Origin of the sequence: Klebsiella sp. CB_Kp196, from assembly GCF_040061575.1 — a bacterium.
In the GTDB taxonomy this organism is placed as follows: domain Bacteria; phylum Pseudomonadota; class Gammaproteobacteria; order Enterobacterales; family Enterobacteriaceae; genus Klebsiella; species Klebsiella michiganensis.
This window is the reverse complement of record NZ_JBEAFH010000076.1, coordinates 1-17854: the sequence shown is the minus strand read 5'-3', so window position 1 is coordinate 17854 and position 17854 is coordinate 1. Positions and strand designations below refer to the sequence as shown.

Genomic DNA, 17854 nt, shown 5'->3' with positions numbered 1-17854 from the left:
TTAAAATTAGCTGCCAGTTAGCAAGAAAAATAACACGCTGAAGGAGAGAACAATGATTGAAGTCGTTACCCACGGCGCCGAATGGTTTATCGGCCTGTTTCAGAAGGGAGGCGAGGTGTTCACCGGTATGGTCACCGGGATCCTGCCTTTGCTGATCAGTCTGCTGGTGATCATGAACGCGCTGATCAACTTTATTGGTCAGCAGCGGATCGAAAAGCTGGCGCAGCGCTGCGCCGGTAATCCGATCTCCCGCTACCTGCTGCTGCCCTGCATCGGCACCTTCGTTTTCTGTAACCCGATGACCCTGAGCCTTGGGCGCTTTATGCCCGAGAAATACAAACCGAGCTACTACGCGGCGGCCTCCTACAGCTGCCACTCAATGAACGGCCTGTTTCCGCACATCAACCCCGGCGAACTGTTCGTCTATCTGGGGATCGCCAACGGGCTAACCACCCTCGGTCTACCGTTAGGGCCGCTGGCGGTGAGCTATCTGCTGGTGGGCCTGGTGACGAACTTCTTCCGCGGCTGGGTGACCGACCTGACCACGTCGATTTTTGAGAAAAAAATGGCCATCCAGCTTGAGCAGAAAGTGCATCTGTCAGGAGCGACATCATGACCCGTATTCGCATTGAAAAAGGCGCCGGCGGCTGGGGCGGCCCGCTCGAACTGGACGCCGTTGCCGGTAAAAAGATTGTCTATATCACCGCGGGCACCCGCCCGGCGATCGTCGATAAAATTGCCCGCCTCACCGGCTGGCAGGCGGTCGATGGCTTCAAAGAGGGCGAACCGCCGGAAGCGGAAATCGGCGTGGCGATTATCGACTGCGGCGGCACCCTGCGCTGCGGTATCTACCCGAAGCGCCGCATCCCGACCATTAATATCCACGCGACCGGCAAATCGGGTCCGCTGGCGCAGTACATCGTCGAGGACATTTACGTTTCCGGCGTCAAAGAAGAGAACATTTTCGCGCTGGAAGAGGGTCCCTCCCCGGCCCCGCAGGCCGCGCCTGCCCAGCCGGCGGCCCGCGACTATGACACCAGCAAGAAAATAACCGAGCAGAGCGACGGCCTGCTGGCCAAAGTTGGTATGGGGATGGGCTCGGTCGTGGCGGTGCTGTTCCAGGCCGGGCGCGACACCATCGATACGGTGCTGAAAACCATTCTGCCGTTTATGGCCTTCGTCGCGGCGCTGATCGGCATCATCATGGCCTCCGGCATCGGCGACTGGATTGCCCACGGCCTGGCGCCGCTCGCCAGCCATCCGCTGGGCCTCGTCACCCTGGCGCTGATCTGCTCTTTCCCGCTGCTGTCGCCGTTTCTCGGCCCCGGCGCGGTCATCGCCCAGGTTATCGGCGTGCTGATTGGCGTGCAGATTGGCCTTGGCAATATTCCGCCGCATCTCGCCCTGCCCGCGCTGTTCGCCATTAACGCCCAGGCCGCCTGCGACTTTATCCCGGTTGGCCTGTCGCTGGCGGAAGCGCGCCAGGACACCGTGCGCGTCGGCGTACCGTCGGTACTGGTGAGCCGCTTCCTGACCGGCGCGCCAACGGTGCTGATCGCCTGGTTCGTTTCCGGATTTATTTACCAATAAGAGGTGCCTGAAGATGACCGTGATTTACCAGACCACCATTACGCATATCGGCGCCAGCGCGGCGATGGCGCTGGACGAGCAGATGCTGATCACCTTCCGCGAAGGCGCCCCGGCCGATATCGAAGAGTACTGCTTTATTCACAACCACGGCGAGCTCTCCGGCGCGCTGGTGCCGGGCGCTGAGCTGCAGCTCGGCGAGCTGCGCTACCCGGTCACCGCCGTCGGCGACGTCGCCGAGCAGAACCTGCGCGAGCTGGGCCATATCACGCTGCGCTTTGACGGCCACCGCGAAGCGGAATTCCCCGGAACCGTACACGTGGCGGGGCCGGTGCCGGAAGGCATCGCCGCCGGCTGCGTACTGAAATTTGTTGCTTAAGCTGTAAGGAGAAAATTATGAATCAGGTTGCTGTTGTCATCGGTGGGGGACAAACCTTAGGGGAGTTTCTGTGTCGCGGGCTTGCCGCGGAAGGCTATCGCGTGGCGGTGGTCGATATTCAGAGCGATAAAGCGACCCGCGTCGCGCAGGCCATCAATGCAGAACATGGCGAAGGCACGGCGTGGGGCTTCGGCGCGGATGCCACCAGCGAAGCCAGCGTGGTCGCCCTCGCCCGCGGGGTAGACGAAATATTTTCCCGCGTCGACCTGCTGGTCTATAGCGCCGGGATCGCTAAAGCGGCGTTTATCAGCGACTTCGCGCTGGGGGATTTCGACCGTTCGCTGCAGGTGAATCTGGTGGGCTACTTCCTCTGCGCCCGCGAGTTTTCCCGCCTGATGATCCGCGACGGCATTAAAGGTCGCATCATCCAGATCAACTCTAAATCCGGCAAAGTGGGCAGCAAGCATAACTCCGGCTATAGCGCGGCGAAGTTTGGCGGCGTGGGGCTGACGCAGTCGCTGGCGCTGGACCTCGCGGAGTACGGGATTACCGTGCACTCCCTGATGCTCGGCAACCTGCTGAAGTCGCCGATGTTCCAGTCTCTGCTGCCGCAGTACGCCACCAAGCTGGGGATCCCGGAGGAGCAGGTCGAGCAGTATTACATCGACAAAGTCCCGCTGAAGCGCGGCTGCGATTACCAGGACGTACTTAACGTGCTGATGTTTTACGCCAGTCCGCAGGCTTCATACTGCACCGGGCAGTCCATCAACGTCACCGGCGGGCAGGTGATGTTTTAAACCAGAGGTCCCGGATTGCGCTGCGCTTATCCGGGCTACAAAACCGGCACCCCGCGCCGATCCGTAGCCCGGGTAAGGCGCAACTCGCCGCCCTCCGGGGAAATATCGCACACGCCTTAAGGAGACTTTTATGGTTACCGCACTTATCACCATCGCCGCCATCGCCTGGATAACCCAGCTCGCCTTTGGCGGCTGGCAAATCAGGCAGTTCAATCGCGCATTCGATCGGCTGTGCCAGCAGGGACGCGTCGGCGTCGGCCGCTCCTCGGGGCGGTTCAAGCCGCGCGCCGTCGTCGCCATCGCCGTCGACGAAAACGACCGCATCCGCGATACGCTGTTAATGAAAGGCCTCACCGTCTTCGCCAGGCCGCAAAAAATTCCCGCCCTCACCGGTAAGCATCTCAAGGAATTGCAGCCTGATGTGATCTTTCCCAATGATCCGCTCTGTCAGAATGCACTATCATTAGCGCTTAATCCGAAACATGGATAATTTCGTTGTGAACGTTAATATCTTGCGAAATTATCATTTCGAAACTTTAAACGCAGGATACAACGCCTATGAAACCACGTCAGCGCCAGGCAGCCATTCTCGAGCACCTGCAATCGCAGGGCAAATGCTCGGTCGAAGAGCTGGCGCAACACTTCGACACCACCGGCACCACCATCCGTAAGGATCTGGTGATCCTTGAGAATGCCGGTACCGTTATCCGCACTTACGGCGGCGTGGTGTTAAATAAAGACGAGGCCGATCCGCCCATCGACCACAAAACGCTGATCAACACCCATAAAAAAGAGCGGATTGCCGAAGCCGCGGTCAGCTTTATTCACGATGGCGACTCGATCATTCTTGACGCCGGCAGTACGGTGCTGCAAATGGTGCCGATGCTCAGCCGCTTCAATAACATTACCGTGATGACCAACAGCCTGCATATCGTCAACGCCCTCTCCGAACTGGATAACGAACAAACCATCCTGATGCCGGGCGGCACGTTCCGCAAAAAATCGGCCTCCTTTCACGGCCAGCTGGCGGAAAACGCCTTCGAACACTTCAGCTTCGATCGACTGTTTATGGGCACCGACGGCATTGATTTAATCGCCGGCGTCACCACCTTTAATGAGGTTTATACGGTCAGCAAAGCGATGTGCAATGCCGCCCGCGAAGTTATCCTGATGGCCGACTCGTCGAAGTTTGGCCGCAAAAGTCCCAATATCGTCTGCGGCCTGGAGAGCGTAGACAAACTGATTACCGATGCCGATATCAGCCCGGAATTTAAGCGGGCGCTGGAAGACAAAGGCATCGAAGTCATTATTACTGGAGAACATCATGAGTAACTTTCTGTTAGAAGCCGGACGCCAGACCCTGATGCTGGAGCTTCAGGAGGCGAGCCGCCTGCCTGAACGCCTGGGCGACGACTTCATCCGCGCGGCGGAAACCATTATCCACTGCGAGGGCAAACTGGTCGTCTCCGGTATCGGTAAATCGGGTCATATTGGTAAAAAGCTGGCCGCCACCTTCGCCAGCACCGGCACCCCGGCATTTTTTGTTCACCCGGCGGAAGCGCTGCACGGCGACCTCGGCATGCTCGACAGCCGCGACGTGATGCTGTTTATCTCTTACTCCGGCAGCGCTAAAGAGCTGGATCTTATCGTTCCGCGCCTGGAGGAAAAATCTATTCCGCTGCTGGCGATGACCGGTAAATCCACTTCACCGCTGGCGCTGGCGGCCAAAGCGGTGCTTGATATTGCCGTAGAGCGTGAAGCCTGTCCGATGCACCTCGCGCCCACCTCCAGCACCGTCAATACCCTGATGCTCGGCGACGCGCTGGCCATGGCGGTCATGCAGGCCCGCGGCTTTAACGAAGAAGATTTCGCCCGTTCGCACCCGGCCGGCGCGCTGGGCGCGCGGCTGCTGAACAAAGTTCACCATCTGATGCGCCGCGACGGCGACGTGCCGCGCGTCGCCAACGACACCAGCGTCATGGACGCGATGCTCGAACTCAGCCGCACCGGCCTGGGGCTGGTGGCGGTCTGCGATGAGCGCAATCACGTGCAGGGCGTCTTTACCGACGGCGACCTTCGCCGCTGGCTGGTGGGCGGCGGCAGCTTACAGGATATCGTCAGCCAGGCGATGACCCGCAACGGCGTCACTCTGCAAGCGGAAAGCCGCGCGATAGAAGCCAAAGAGCGTCTGATGAAGCATAAAATCAGCGCCGCTCCGGTGGTGGATGAAAACGGCCAGCTGGTCGGCGCGATTAACCTGCAGAATTTTTATCAGGCCGGGATCCTTTAAGCCCCAGACGCTTCGCCAGCCGGTGCAGGTTGGCGACGTCGAGCCCCAGCGCGCGGGCGGCGGCGGCCCAGCTGCGGCCATTAGCCGCCAGCGCGCTGGCGATCGCTTCGCGCTGGAACGCCTCCGTCGCCTCGCGCAGGCTCACCGCTTCCGCTGCCGGCTGCGGGCTGACGGTCGGCAAGGCCGGCGCTTCCCCGACCAGCTGAAAATGCTGCGGCTCCAGCACGATATCATTACCCGCCTGCGTCGCCCGCGCCAGCACCACCGCCCGATGAATCGCATGCTCCAGTTCGCGTACGTTGCCCGGCCATGACCAGGCGAGCAGCCTGGCTCGCGTCGCTTCGCTTAAAATCACCTGCGCCAGCCCCATGCGCAAACGGCACTGTTCGCAAAAATAGCCGGCCAGCAGCACTACATCACTTTCCCGCTCGCGCAGCGCCGGAACCGACAGCGGAAACACGCTCAGGCGATGATACAGGTCGGCGCGAAAGCGCCCCTCCACCACCTCCTGACGCAGGTCGCGGTTGGTGGCCGCCAGCACCCGCACATCAACCCGCAGGCTGCGATCGTCGCCGACGCGCTGAATATCGCCATACTGCAGCACCCGCAGCAGCTTGGCCTGGAGCGCCAGCGAAAGCTCGCCAATTTCATCGAGGAACAGCGTCCCGTTGTCCGCCATTTCAAATTTACCGCTGCGGTTGCTGATCGCCCCGGTAAACGCCCCTTTGACGTGGCCAAACAGCTCGCTCTCCGCCACGCTCTCCGGCAGGGCCGCGCAGTTGAGATAGACCAGTGGATTGGCCGCCCGCGGCGACCCCTGATGCACCGCTTTCGCCACCAGCTCTTTGCCGGTGCCGGTCTCGCCGCTAATCAGCACGTTTAAGTCAGAAGCCGCGACGATGTCTATCTCTTTTTTCAGCTGCAGCATCGGCGCCGACAGGCCAATCATCTCCTGACGTTCGGCTGCCGGATACACGATAGCCTGCTCCGGCAGCACGTTTTGATTCTCCAGCCGGGCGATCAGCAGCGCGTTATTGAGCGCCCCGGCCACCAGGGCGGCAATCAGGCGCAGCTCCTCGTCGCTGAAGCTGTCAAAACGGTCCGCATCCATGCCGTCGAGGGTGAGCGCGCCGATCAGGGTTTGCCCGGCAAACAGCGGCAGGCCGACGCAGGCGTGCACCTTCAGGCTCTCCTGTCCGGGGATCAGGCCATCGTAAGGGTCCGGCAGATCGCTATCCGCCGGGAAGCGCACCACGTCCCCCGCCCGGGCAATCGCCTCCAGCCGCGGGTGGCCTTCAAGGGCAAAGCGTCGGCCAAGTACGTCCTGGGCCAGGCCATCAATCGCCAGCGGCACAAACTGGTGCGCCTCGTAGCGCAGCAGCGCCGAAGCATCGCAGCCGAGTATCTGCCGCAGGGTGGTAATCAAACGCGAAAAACGGTCGGCATGGCCGAGATCGCTTTGTAAATCAATGGCGATTTTCGCCAGGGCCTCGACGGAGAAACTCATTGTCGCCTCATAGTCATTTTGACACCAAACGTAGTCATATCGACTATTTTAACCATTGTCAATTTGACATCAACAGATTTAATAAAAAACTTAAAACACTTTAAATTCAATTAATTAAAAAGTTGGCACGCAACTTGATATAAGCAAAACATCTTATTTGAACACTGCTGAATTAATTGAGGTTGCTATGTCTATTCTGGTTAAAAATAACATTCATTGGGTTGGCCAACGCGACTGGGAAGTGCGTGATTTCCACGGGACTGAATACAAAACGCTGCGCGGCAGCAGCTACAACAGCTATCTCATCCGGGAAGAAAAAAATGTGCTGATCGATACCGTCGATTATAAATTCAGCCGTGAATTCGTGCAGAACCTGCGCGGTGAAATCGACCTCGCCGATATTGATTACATCATTATCAACCATGCTGAGGAGGACCATGCCGGCGCGCTGACCGAGCTGATGACCCAGATCCCGGACACCCCGATTTACTGTACCGCCAACGCCATCGACTCCATCACCGGACACCATCATCACCCGGAGTGGAATTTTAAGGTGGTGAAAACCGGCGACAGCCTGGATATCGGCAACGGCAAGCAGCTGATTTTCGTCGAAACCCCGATGCTGCACTGGCCGGATAGCATGATGACCTATATGACCGGCGACGCGGTGCTGTTCAGCAACGACGCCTTCGGCCAGCACTACTGCGATGAACATCTGTTTAATGATGAAGTTGACCAGGTTGAGCTTTATGAGCAGTGCCAGCGCTACTATGCCAATATTCTGACCCCGTTCAGCCGCCTGGTGACGCCGAAAATTACCGAAATCCTCGGCTTTAACCTGCCGGTGGATATGATTGCGACCTCCCACGGCGTGGTCTGGCGCGATAACCCGACGCAGATCGTCGAAAAATATCTCGAGTGGGCGGCGGATTATCAGGAAGACCGCATCACGATTTTCTACGACACCATGTCCAACAACACCCGCATGATGGCCGACGCGATAGCCCAGGGCATTACCGACGTGGATCCGCGGGTGGCGGTGAAAATTTTCAATGTCGCCCGCAGCGATAAAAATGAAATCCTGACCAACGTGTTCCGCTCGAAGGGCGTGCTGGTCGGCACCTCAACCATGAATAACGTGATGATGCCGAAAATCGCCGGGCTGGTGGAGGAGATGACCGGCCTGCGTTTCCGTAACAAGCGCGCCAGCGCCTTCGGCTCCCACGGCTGGAGCGGCGGCGCGGTTGACCGCCTGTCCACGCGTTTACAGGATGCGGGCTTTGAAATGTCCCTGAGCCTGAAGGCCAAATGGCGCCCGGATCTCGACGCGCTGGAAGTGTGCCGCGAGCACGGCCGCGAAATCGCCCGCCAGTGGGCCCTCTCCCCGCTGCCGGCGAGCCAGGCCAAACACGCCGCGCCTGAGGCAACGCCCTGCGCAGCGCCAGCGGCAGCCGATCTCGGCCCGAAAATGCAGTGCAGCGTTTGCCAGTGGATTTACGACCCCGAACAGGGCGAACCAAACCAGGACGTCCAGCCGGGTACGCCGTGGAGCGAAGTCCCGGATAACTTCCTCTGCCCTGAGTGTTCGCTGGGTAAAGATGTGTTTGACGTTCTGGCATCGGAGGCAAAATGAGTGATGGCATCGTCATCATCGGCTCGGGCTTCGCGGCCCGTCAACTGGTGAAAAATATTCGCAAGCAGGACCCGAATATCCCGCTGACCCTGATCGCCGCCGACAGCATGGATGAGTACAACAAACCGGATCTCAGCCATGTGGTCAGCCGCGGGCAGAACGCCGACGACCTGACCCTGCAAACGGCGGGCGAGTTTGCCGAGCAGTACAATCTGCGCCTGTTTCCGCATACCTGGGTCAGCGATATCGACGCCGAGCAGCACCTGGTGAAGAGCCAGGACCGCGAGTGGCGCTATGACAAACTGGTGCTGGCCACCGGCGCGACGCCGTTTATCCCACCGGTGCCGGGCCGCGAGCTGATGCTGACCCTGAACAGCCAGCGGGAATACGGTGCGGCGCAAAGCCATCTGCGCGATGCAAAAAGGGTGCTGATCGTCGGCGGCGGGCTGATTGGCTGCGAGCTGGCGATGGATTTCTGCCGCGCCGGCAAAGCGGTGACGGTGGTGGATAACTCCGCCAGCGTACTGTCGGCCCTGATGCCGCCCGAGGCCAGCAGCCGACTGCAGCATCGTCTGACCGACATGGGCGTGCATCTGATGCTGAAGTCCCGGCTGGAAAGCCTGGCGCAGAGCGCCGACGGGATTCGCGTCACCCTTGACCGCCAGCGTACGGTGACGGTGGATGCGGTGGTGGCCGCCGCCGGTTTACGCCCGGAAACGGCGCTGGCGCGGCATGCGGGACTGCAGACGCACCGCGGCGTGGTGGTGAACAGCCAACTGCAAACCAGCCATCCGGCGATTTACGCCCTCGGCGATTGCGCGGAAATCAACGGCATGGTCCTGCCTTTTCTGCAGCCGATTCTGCTAAGCGCTATGTGCCTGAGTAAAAATCTGCTGGCCCAGCAGGGAGAACTGAAGCTGCCGCCGATGCTGGTGAAGGTCAAAACGCCGGATTTACCGCTGCACCTGGCGGGCGATACCCGGCGCGAGGATCTGACGTGGAATATCGTTGCCGCCAAAGACGGCCTGGTCGCGAAAGGCGTTGACGCCGAGAACCAGCTGCGCGCTTTTGTGGTCAGCGAGGATCGCATGAAAGATGCTTTTGCCCTGCTCAAGCAGCTGGTGAGTTAACCTCGATGAAATAATGTTATTCCCGGGTCGCGGCGTAAACGCCTTACCCGGGCTACCCAACTTGCGAGGCGCTCGGGTTTGGTAGCCCGGCTAAGCGCAGCGCGAGCCGGGGAAATGCCCAACCTACCGCGCCAGATTATCGTACCCGCGCCAGCGGTAGTTGAGCACCGACAGCACCCAGCAGGCCACGAACAGCCCGACCACCACAAAACCGGCGTCGCCGAGATGGTCGTTCAATGCGCCAACCCAGCGCCAGAGGCCGCCGCTCAGAGAGAACTTATCCATCAACAGCCCCAGCGCTTCCAGACCGCCGATAAACAGCGCCACCACCACCGAGGTACCGGTAATGGTCATATTGTAATAGAGCTTGCGCTGCGGCTTGCTGAACGCCCAGCCGTAGGCGCCGACCATCAGCACGTTATCGAGCGTATCCACCAGCGCCATCCCGCTGGCGAACAGCGCCGGAAAAACCATAATCGACCAAATTGACACCCCGCTCGACGCGCTGGCGGCGGAGATCCCCAGCACGCCGATTTCCGTCGCCGTATCAAAGCCGAGGCCAAACAGAAAGCCCACCAGATACATCTGCCAGCTGCGGCTAATCAGGCGGAAGGTTTTACCGAACAACCAGCTCATCATGCCGCCGCCGGTCATGACCTCATCGCTCACCTTTTCGCCCTGCTTCCACGCCCGAAAGCTGCGCCAGACGCTGCGCAAAATGACCAGGTTGATAAAGGCCATCACCAGCAGAAACAGCGCCGACACGGCGGTGCCGATAACGCTGCCGGTCTCGTGAAACCAGCTCATCTGCTGGCCAAACGCGGTGGCGGTCGCGGCAATCGCCGCCGAAGCCAGCACCACAATCGACGAATGCCCCAGCGAGAACCACGCGCCAACGGCAAAAGGCCGCTTCCCCTGCTGCATCATTTTGCGGGTCACGTTGTCGATGGCCGCGATATGGTCGGCGTCCACCGCGTGGCGCAGACCATAACCCCAGGCCAGCAGGCTGGCGGCCATCAGCGCGCCGCTGCCGCCGAACGCCGTAAACGCCCAGCCCCAGGCCAGCAAATTGGCGGCAATCAATGCCAGCACCAGCGCCGCTGCGCGCGGCTGCTGACGCAAAATCGTCACTATCATATCGGTGTCCTTTAAGCCTGCAGGCGGGCCGCAGCGATAACCGCCTGGCCGAAGGCAATCGCGCCATCGCCTGCGGGCAGCTGCTGCGGAAAGAGCAGAGTAAAATCGGCCAGATAAAAGGTCAATCGCGCCGTCAGCAGGCGGTTGTGCAGTACCCCGCCGCCGAAGGCCAGCGTGTGAATATTCCGCGCGTTCGCGCAATCGCGCATCATGGCCGCCAGCCCGCGGGCCAGCGCATCATGAAAGGCCCACGCTTTTTGCGCCGGGCTCGCCTGCCAGCTCAGCCACTGCTGCCAGAACGTCGCCAGATCCAGTTTTCCATCGCGCCACGGCAGGGTCACCGGATGATCCACGCCTTCGCAGGTCGCCGCCAGCGCCTCCAGACGGCACGCCGCTTCCCCCTCATAGCTCAGGGTTAGCGGAGCGCAGCCCAGCGCGCAGGCGACGGCGTCAAACAGACGGCCGCACGACGATGCCTGCGGCGCATTAATACCGCGCTCGATTGCCCGCGCCAGCAGCGGCCAGCTTTGCTGGCGCAGCGCGGCGGTGTCGGCATAATTCTGCCACTCGGGGACGAAGGCCAGGCAGTGGGCGAGCAGATTGCGCCACGGCTGACGCGCCGCGAGGTCGCCGCCGGGCAGCGCCACCGCCGGCAGACCGCCGAGATGCTCGCACTCGCGATAGTTGACCCGCAGGCACTCGCCGCCCCACAGCTCGCCGTTTTCCCCCATCCCGATACCGTCGAGGATAAGGGCAATCACGTCGCCGCCCTCCCGCGGCCAGCGGTGCTCGGCCAGGCAGGCGGCCGCGTGGGCATGATGATGCAACACGCGGTCCACCGGCAGCATAAGCGACGCCGCCCACCGCGAAGCGCGGTAGCCGGGATGGGCGTCGGCAACCACCCGCTGGGGGGTAAAAGCGTAAATCTCCTGCATCAGACGCAGCGCTTGCCGCCACTGCGCCTCGACGCCCTCCTCATCGAGATCGCCAAAATGCTGGCTGAGCACCGCTTCATCGCCGCGCAGCAGGCAGAACGTATTTTTCATATCCGCGCCGAGAGCCAGCAGCGGCGGTACGTCGTGGAAACCCGGCGGCAGCGCCAGCGCGTCAGGCACGTAGCCGCGGGCACGGCGCAGCATCTCGCCGCTTTGCCGCACCACGGAATCATCCATCCGCTGCACAATCTCGCGATTATGCAGCAGAAATCCGTCGGCAATTCCGGCTAAATCCGCCAGCGCCTCGGCGTTGGTTAACGCCGGCGGGCGGCCGCTGAGGTTGCCGGATGTCATCACTAATGGGCGCGCCAGCGCCTGCGAAAGTAAATGCTGCAGTGGATTAGACGGCAGCATCCCCCCTACTTCCGCAAGCCCTGGCGCAATCTGGTCGCACAGGCCGGCCACCTGCGTTTTCTCCAGCAGCACGATCGGCGCGGCGGGAGAGGTCAGCAGCGTCAGCGCCGGTTCATCGAGCCCCGCCGTTGTCGCCAGCATCACCGCCAGCGGTTTCGCCGGGCGATGCTTGCGCGCCCGCAGCTTCGCCACGGCCTCGCGGTTTCCGGCGTCGCAAAGCAGATGGAAACCGCCCAGCCCCTTCACCGCCACAATATCGCCCGCCAGCAGGCGAGCAATCGTCGCATCTAAGGCGGCCTCGCCAAATAAATGCTCCTGCGGGCCGCGCCACTCCAGCTGCGGCCCGCACTCGGCGCAGGCTACCGGCTGCGCGTGAAAGCGGCGATCGGCGGGATCGCCATATTCCGTCGCGCAGGCGGGGCAAAGAGGAAACGGCGACATAGAGGTCAGCGGGCGGTCGTAGGGCATAGCGCGAATAATGGTAAAGCGCGGCCCGCAGTGGGTGCAGTTGATAAACGGATAGCGGTAGCGGCGCTCCCGCGGGTTGTTCATCTCCGCCAGGCATGCCGGGCAGGTAGCGGCATCGGGCACAATCTGCGTGCGCATGCTTCCGGCCCCGCTTTGGCGGATGGTAAAGCCCGGCGGCGGCGCGGCCCAGACAAAAGGCGCCGCTGCCGCGCTGTCGATACGCGCCAGCGGCGGGCAGCGCCGGATTAACGCGGCGAGAAATGGCGCATCATCGCCGACAAGGCGCACCAGCACGCCGTCGCCGTCGTTGCACACGTCGCCGCGCAGCCCCAGCTGCTGCGCCAGCTGCCAGACGAAGGGGCGGAATCCCACCCCCTGCACTTTACCGCGAATGCGGATTTGCACCCCGTTCATTGCGCGACCGGCTTACCAGGCCAGCGCGGTGCGGCGGCGTTTTTCGATATTCATCTGTTCGAGCTTGTTGCGGTCGACGCAAATCAGCGCGTGGGTCGGACAGGCATCCATACAGGCCGGGCCTTCCTCACGGTGGTGGCAAAGGTCGCATTTGTTGGCTTCGGCTTTTTCCGCCATCACGTTCAGCCCCGCGCCGCTGTGGCGGATAACCGGGCGCACCACCACTTCCATGGCGCCGTAGGGACAGGCCACCACGCAGGTTTTGCAGCCGATGCAGCGCTCCTGCATCACGTGGACGAAGCCCTGATCGCGGCTGATCGCGCCGTTCGGACAGACGTTGGCGCACGGGGCGTCCTCGCACTGACGGCAGGCGGTGGCCGTCGACACATTAACGCCTTTGATCACGTGAATACGCGGTAAAAAGCTTTTTGGCGTCAGCGCGGCGCAGTCCTGATTTTCCTGATGAGAGACCACGCAGGCCACTTCACAGGTGCGGCAGCCGATGCATTTGCTCGCGTCGGCGATAATGAAACGGTTCATCCATTTCTCCAGCTGTAAGAAGGTTACGCGCCGGAGTATGCATAATGCGTTCCAACTTTTATCTTACTGATATTAAAGAAGATAAATACGGAAGATACTGTCATCGTCAGTTGTGACGATGACAGCTGACGACGTCAGGCGTGCGGGCCGGGAACCATCGAGTCGCGTTCAATCAGCTCGCCGGAAAAGGTTTGCTGAAATTTAAAATCGCCGCCGTCGAGCATAAAGATCAGCCGGTTAATGCTCTCTTTGATCATCTCCGTCACCGGGACTTTGACGCTGGAGAGCGCCGGCACCATAAACGGCGCCAGCGCGATATCGTCAAAGCCCACCACCGAAACCTGCTCCGGGACCTTGACGCCGAGCTGGTGCAGCTGCTTCATCGCGCCAACCGCCATATCGTCGTTGCTCGCCACCAGCGCGCTATAGCCGACGCGGCGCTGGCGCAGCGTCTCGACTCCCGCCGCGCCGGTTTCCGGCGTCCAGCGGCCTTCGACGATCAGAGAGTCATTCAGGGCAATGCCGCCGCGGGCCAACGCGTCTTTATAGCCCGAGAGGCGCTCTACGCCGGTTGGCGAATCCAGCGAACCGGTAATAAACGCGATTTCCCGATGGCCCAGCGCGATAAGCTTTTCCACCGCCATCATCGCCGAGGCCTTTTGATCGGACCAGACGCAGTGGCTGGCGTTGCGGCGCAGGCGGCGGTTGAGCACCATGATCGGCCGCTCATGATTTTCGATAATCTCATCCATCTCATCAACGCTGAGAAAGCGCGGATAGATAATAATCGCATCGCAGCGCAGATCGAGCAGATACTGAATCGCCTCGCGCTCCTCCTCCGCGCTGTGCTTGCCGTCGGCGAGGATCAGCTGCCGCCCTTTGTCTTCGGTCATCCGCGCCACGTGGTAAAGCAGTTCGCTGAAATAGACGCCGTGATAAAGGGTGTTGGTCACCACCAGCCCGAGGGTCTGGGTCTTTTTCGTCGCCAGGTTGCGCGCCAACAGATTCGGCCGGTAGCCGCTTTCGGCCACCGCCTGGAAGACGCGATCTTTGGTCTCCTGGCTGACATAGCCGTTCCCCGACAGCACCCGCGAAACGGTGGCCTTTGACACCCCCGCGCGCTTCGCTACCTCCAGCATCGTTGCCATGTGGTTATTCCTGTTGCCAATGTTGCCCGCAGTGTACTGCACGCGCTGCGCTTTTTCAGCATTTGCGCGTCGCCCGCGCTGATGCGCACACAGCGATCAAAATCACAAAATCGAGATCTTATTTTTTTATTTCTTGTATGCATTCATGAAACTAATCATGATTTTGTGGAACCGGTTTCCTATGTATGCATGATGCCGCTCCGCTTTCCGGCGCGGCGACAAGCCAGTACCCCATTGATAAACAGGATAAAATCCGATGTCTAAAAATTATGCAGCTCTGGCGCAGCAGATTATCGCGGCAATTGGCGGCGCAGATAACGTTGCCGCCGTCACCCACTGCATGACCCGCCTGCGTTTCGTGGTCAAAGACAACGAGCGGGTCGACAGCGCCACCCTCAAAGGGCTGAAAGGCGTGCTCGGCGTCGTACGTAGCGATAACCAGTGCCAGGTGATCGTGGGCAATACCGTCTCCCAGGCGTATCGTGAAGTGGTTGCGCTGCTGCCGGGGGATCTGCGCCCCGCCGAACCGCAGGGGAAACCGCCCATTACCCTGAAACGCATCGGCGCCGGGATCCTCGACGCGCTGATCGGCACCATGTCGCCGCTGATCCCGGCGATTATCGGCGGATCGATGGTTAAGCTGCTGGCAATGATCCTCGAGATGACCGGCGCGCTGCCCAAAGGCGCGCCAACGCTGACTATTCTGACGGTTATCGGCGACGGCGCGTTCTTCTTCCTGCCGCTGATGGTCGCGGCCTCCGCGGCGGTGAAGTTCAAAACCAATATGTCGCTGGCGATTGCGATTGCCGGGGTGCTGGTACACCCGAGCTTTATCGAGCTGATGGCCAAAGCCGCCCAGGGCGAGCACGTGGAGTTCGCCTTTATTCCGGTGACGGCGGTGAAATACACCTATACCGTGATCCCGGCGCTGGTGATGACCTGGTGTCTCTCCTATATCGAACGCTGGGTCGACCGTATCACCCCGGCGGTGACAAAAAACTTCCTTAAACCGATGCTGATCGTGCTGATCGCCGCTCCGCTGTCGATTCTGCTGATTGGCCCGCTCGGCATCTGGATCGGTAGCGCCATTTCCGCGCTGGTCTATACGATCCACAGCTATCTCGGCTGGCTGTCGGTGGCGATCATGGGCGCCCTGTGGCCGCTGCTGGTGATGACCGGGATGCACCGGGTCTTTACCCCGACTATCATTCAGACCATCGCCGAAACCGGCAAAGAGGGCATGGTAATGCCGTCGGAAATCGGCGCTAATCTGTCGCTGGGCGGTTCGTCGCTGGCGGTGGCGTGGAAAACCAAAAACCCGGAGCTGCGCCAGACGGCGCTGGCGGCCGCGGCTTCCGCGATTCTGGCGGGGATTTCCGAACCGGCGCTGTACGGCGTGGCGGTGCGGCTGAAGCGACCGCTGATCGCCAGCCTGATCAGCGGCTTTATCTGCGGCGCGGTGGCCGGTATTGCCGGGCTCGCCAGCCACTCAATGGCGGCGCCGGGGCTGTTTACCAGCGTCCAGTTTTTCGACCCGGCCAATCCGATGACCATCGTCTGGGTCTTCGGCGTCATGGCGCTGGCGGTAGTGCTGTCGTTTGTCCTGACGCTGATGCTTGGCTTTGAAGATATTCCGCAAGAAGAAGCCGCCGCCGACGCCAGACAGCGCCAGGCCGGCACCCAGGCTTCTCACGCCTGAACACCATTTTGTTAACGAGGTAACGCATGGCGACTTTTCCACAGGGATTTTTATGGGGCGGCGCACTGGCCGCCAACCAGTCCGAAGGGGCATATCTGGAGGGCGGCAAAGGGCTGACCACCGTCGATATGATTCCCCACGGCGCGCACCGCCTGGCGGTCAAGCTGGGGCAGGAGAAACGCTTCGCGCTGCGCGACGATGAGTTCTACCCGAGCCACGAGGCGATCGATTTTTATCATCGTTATAAAGAAGATATCGCCCTGATGGCGGAGATGGGCTTTAGCGTCTTCCGCACCTCTATCGCCTGGAGCCGTCTGTTTCCTGAGGGCGATGAGCTGGAACCGAACCCGGAAGGGATCGCCTTTTATCGCTCGCTGTTCGAGGAGTGCAAAAAGCACCGCATCGAGCCGCTGGTGACGCTGTGCCATTTCGACGTGCCGATGCACCTGGTCACCGAGTACGGCTCCTGGCGCAATCGAAAAATGGTGGAGTTCTTCACCCGCTACGCCCGCACCTGCTTTGAAGCCTTTGATGGCTTGGTGAAATACTGGCTTACCTTCAATGAAATCAACATCATGCTGCACAGCCCGTTCTCCGGCGCCGGTCTGGTGTTTGAAGAGGGGGAAAATCAGGAGCAGGTGAAATACCAGGCCGCCCATCACGAACTGGTCGCCAGCGCCTTAGCGACCAAAATCGCCCACGAGGTGAATCCGCAAAATCAGGTCGGCTGTATGCTGGCGGGCGGCAACTTCTACCCCTACTCCTGTAAGCCGGAAGACGTGTGGATGGCGCTGGAGAAAGATCGCGAGAACCTGTTCTTTATCGATGTCCAGGCGCGCGGCGCGTATCCTGTCTGGGCGGCGCGGGTATTTCGCGAGAAAGGCGTGACTATCGCCAAAGAGTCCGGCGATGATGAAATCCTGCGCCATACCGTCGATTTCGTCTCCTTCAGCTACTACGCTTCACGCTGCGCGTCGGCGGAGATGAACGCCGGCAACACCAGCGCCGCCAATATCGTTAAATCGCTTAAGAATCCGCATATTCAGGCCAGCGAATGGGGCTGGGGCATCGACCCGCTCGGCCTGCGCATCACCATGAATATGATGTATGACCGCTACCAGAAACCGCTGTTCCTCGTGGAAAACGGTCTCGGCGCGCGGGATGAGATTGACGCTAACGGCGAGATTAATGACGACTATCGCATCAGCTATCTGCGCGAGCATATTAAGGCGATGGGTGACGCCATCGAGGACGGCATTCCGGTGATGGGCTACACCAGCTGGGGCTGTATCGATCTGGTGTCCGCCTCCACCGGCGAGATGAGCAAGCGCTACGGCTTTGTCTACGTCGACCGCGACGATGCCGGACGCGGCACGCTGGCGCGAAAACGCAAAAAGTCGTTCTGGTGGTATAAGAAGGTGATTGCCAGCAATGGGGAAGATTTGGCGTAGTGTGCCCCGCGGACTGAGGGAGCCTCAGCTTAACAAACACCTGCAAAACGGAAATTTTCCCGGCTTGCGCTACGCTTAGCCGGGCTACAGGTTCATCAACGCCCGCGGACCGGTAGCCCGGGTAAGGCGTTTACGCCGCGACCCGGGAAAAAGCACACTTGCTCCCCCTGGCCGAACTTCCGGCTACAGGTTCATCAACGCCCGCGGACCGGTAGCCCGGGTAAGGCGTTTACGCCGCGACCCGGGAAAAAGCACACTTGCTCCCCCTGGCCGAACTTCCGGCTACAGGTTCATCAACGCCCGCGGACCGGTAGCCCGGGTAAGG

The 17854-nt window shown here is 60.8% G+C and carries 16 protein-coding genes; 11 read left to right on the top strand and 5 right to left on the bottom strand.

Going from position 1 to position 17854, the window contains the following annotated elements:
• The first annotated feature begins 52 nt into the window (after nt 1-52).
• The 7 genes from srlA to gutQ all read left to right on the top strand — a co-directional run bounded on the left by srlA (nt 53) and on the right by gutQ (nt 5053).
• A complete protein-coding gene (srlA, locus tag ABLU87_RS25845) occupies nt 53-616 on the top strand; it encodes a PTS glucitol/sorbitol transporter subunit IIC (RefSeq protein WP_004104818.1) in 564 nt (187 codons plus the stop codon).
• Nucleotides 613-1590: a PTS glucitol/sorbitol transporter subunit IIB gene (locus tag ABLU87_RS25840; protein WP_014226517.1), complete on the top strand. Its 978-nt coding sequence runs from the start codon at nt 613-615 to the stop codon at nt 1588-1590. Before srlA ends, ABLU87_RS25840 begins: the two co-directional genes overlap by 4 nt.
• 13 nt (nt 1591-1603) lie before the next feature.
• A complete protein-coding gene (gene srlB / locus ABLU87_RS25835; RefSeq protein ID WP_004132227.1) occupies nt 1604-1966 on the top strand; it encodes a PTS glucitol/sorbitol transporter subunit IIA in 363 nt (120 codons plus the stop codon).
• A 17-nt stretch (nt 1967-1983) separates the two neighbouring features.
• A complete protein-coding gene (gene srlD, locus ABLU87_RS25830; protein ID WP_014226518.1) occupies nt 1984-2763 on the top strand; it encodes a sorbitol-6-phosphate dehydrogenase in 780 nt (259 codons plus the stop codon).
• Nucleotides 2764-2893: 130 nt separating this feature from the next.
• Nucleotides 2894-3253 (top strand): transcriptional regulator GutM, encoded by a 360-nt coding sequence (gene gutM / locus ABLU87_RS25825; RefSeq protein WP_014839303.1) that lies wholly within the window; start codon nt 2894-2896, stop codon nt 3251-3253.
• Between the two features lie 68 nt (nt 3254-3321).
• Nucleotides 3322-4095: a DNA-binding transcriptional repressor gene (locus ABLU87_RS25820; protein ID WP_004104826.1), complete on the top strand. Its 774-nt coding sequence runs from the start codon at nt 3322-3324 to the stop codon at nt 4093-4095.
• Nucleotides 4088-5053 carry an arabinose-5-phosphate isomerase GutQ gene (gene gutQ, locus ABLU87_RS25815; protein ID WP_004104827.1) on the top strand — a complete coding sequence of 322 codons (966 nt, stop codon included), beginning with the start codon at nt 4088-4090 and terminating at the stop codon, nt 5051-5053. Before ABLU87_RS25820 ends, gutQ begins: the two co-directional genes overlap by 8 nt.
• Here the strand turns inward: gutQ and norR are convergent.
• Nucleotides 5016-6560 carry a nitric oxide reductase transcriptional regulator NorR gene (gene norR / locus ABLU87_RS25810; protein ID WP_122117862.1) on the bottom strand — a complete coding sequence of 515 codons (1545 nt, stop codon included), beginning with the start codon at nt 6558-6560 and terminating at the stop codon, nt 5016-5018. The genes gutQ and norR overlap by 38 nt on opposite strands.
• A 187-nt stretch (nt 6561-6747) precedes the next feature.
• Between norR and norV the strand changes: the two genes are divergently transcribed.
• Complete coding sequence (gene norV, locus ABLU87_RS25805; protein ID WP_025107284.1) at nt 6748-8193, top strand: anaerobic nitric oxide reductase flavorubredoxin; 1446 nt, start codon at nt 6748-6750, stop codon at nt 8191-8193.
• Entirely contained in the window at nt 8190-9323 is a 1134-nt protein-coding gene (gene norW, locus ABLU87_RS25800; protein WP_048260186.1) for an NADH:flavorubredoxin reductase NorW, read from the top strand. The genes norV and norW overlap by 4 nt, the downstream gene beginning before the upstream one ends.
• A 123-nt stretch (nt 9324-9446) precedes the next feature.
• Here norW and ABLU87_RS25795 read toward each other — a convergent pair whose 3' ends face one another.
• From ABLU87_RS25795 to ABLU87_RS25780, 4 genes are all read right to left on the bottom strand, one after another.
• Nucleotides 9447-10460: a HoxN/HupN/NixA family nickel/cobalt transporter gene (locus ABLU87_RS25795; RefSeq protein WP_025107282.1), complete on the bottom strand. Its 1014-nt coding sequence runs from the start codon at nt 10458-10460 to the stop codon at nt 9447-9449.
• 11 nt (nt 10461-10471) lie between these two features.
• Entirely contained in the window at nt 10472-12691 is a 2220-nt protein-coding gene (hypF, locus tag ABLU87_RS25790) for a carbamoyltransferase HypF (RefSeq protein WP_122117198.1), read from the bottom strand.
• Nucleotides 12692-12703: 12 nt separating this feature from the next.
• Nucleotides 12704-13231, bottom strand: coding sequence for an electron transport protein HydN (hydN, locus tag ABLU87_RS25785; RefSeq protein WP_004104833.1), 528 nt, complete (start codon nt 13229-13231; stop codon nt 12704-12706).
• Nucleotides 13232-13365: 134 nt separating this feature from the next.
• Nucleotides 13366-14379, bottom strand: coding sequence for a LacI family DNA-binding transcriptional regulator (locus tag ABLU87_RS25780; RefSeq protein ID WP_025107280.1), 1014 nt, complete (start codon nt 14377-14379; stop codon nt 13366-13368).
• A gap of 256 nt (nt 14380-14635) precedes the next feature.
• Here ABLU87_RS25780 and ascF point away from each other — a divergent pair, with 256 nt between their 5' ends.
• Both ascF and ABLU87_RS25770 read left to right on the top strand, forming a co-directional pair.
• Complete coding sequence (gene ascF, locus ABLU87_RS25775; protein WP_004104835.1) at nt 14636-16078, top strand: PTS cellobiose/arbutin/salicin transporter subunit IIBC; 1443 nt, start codon at nt 14636-14638, stop codon at nt 16076-16078.
• A 26-nt stretch (nt 16079-16104) separates the two neighbouring features.
• Nucleotides 16105-17529 (top strand): 6-phospho-beta-glucosidase, encoded by a 1425-nt coding sequence (locus ABLU87_RS25770; protein ID WP_032750979.1) that lies wholly within the window; start codon nt 16105-16107, stop codon nt 17527-17529.
• Nucleotides 17530-17854 lie beyond the last annotated feature (325 nt).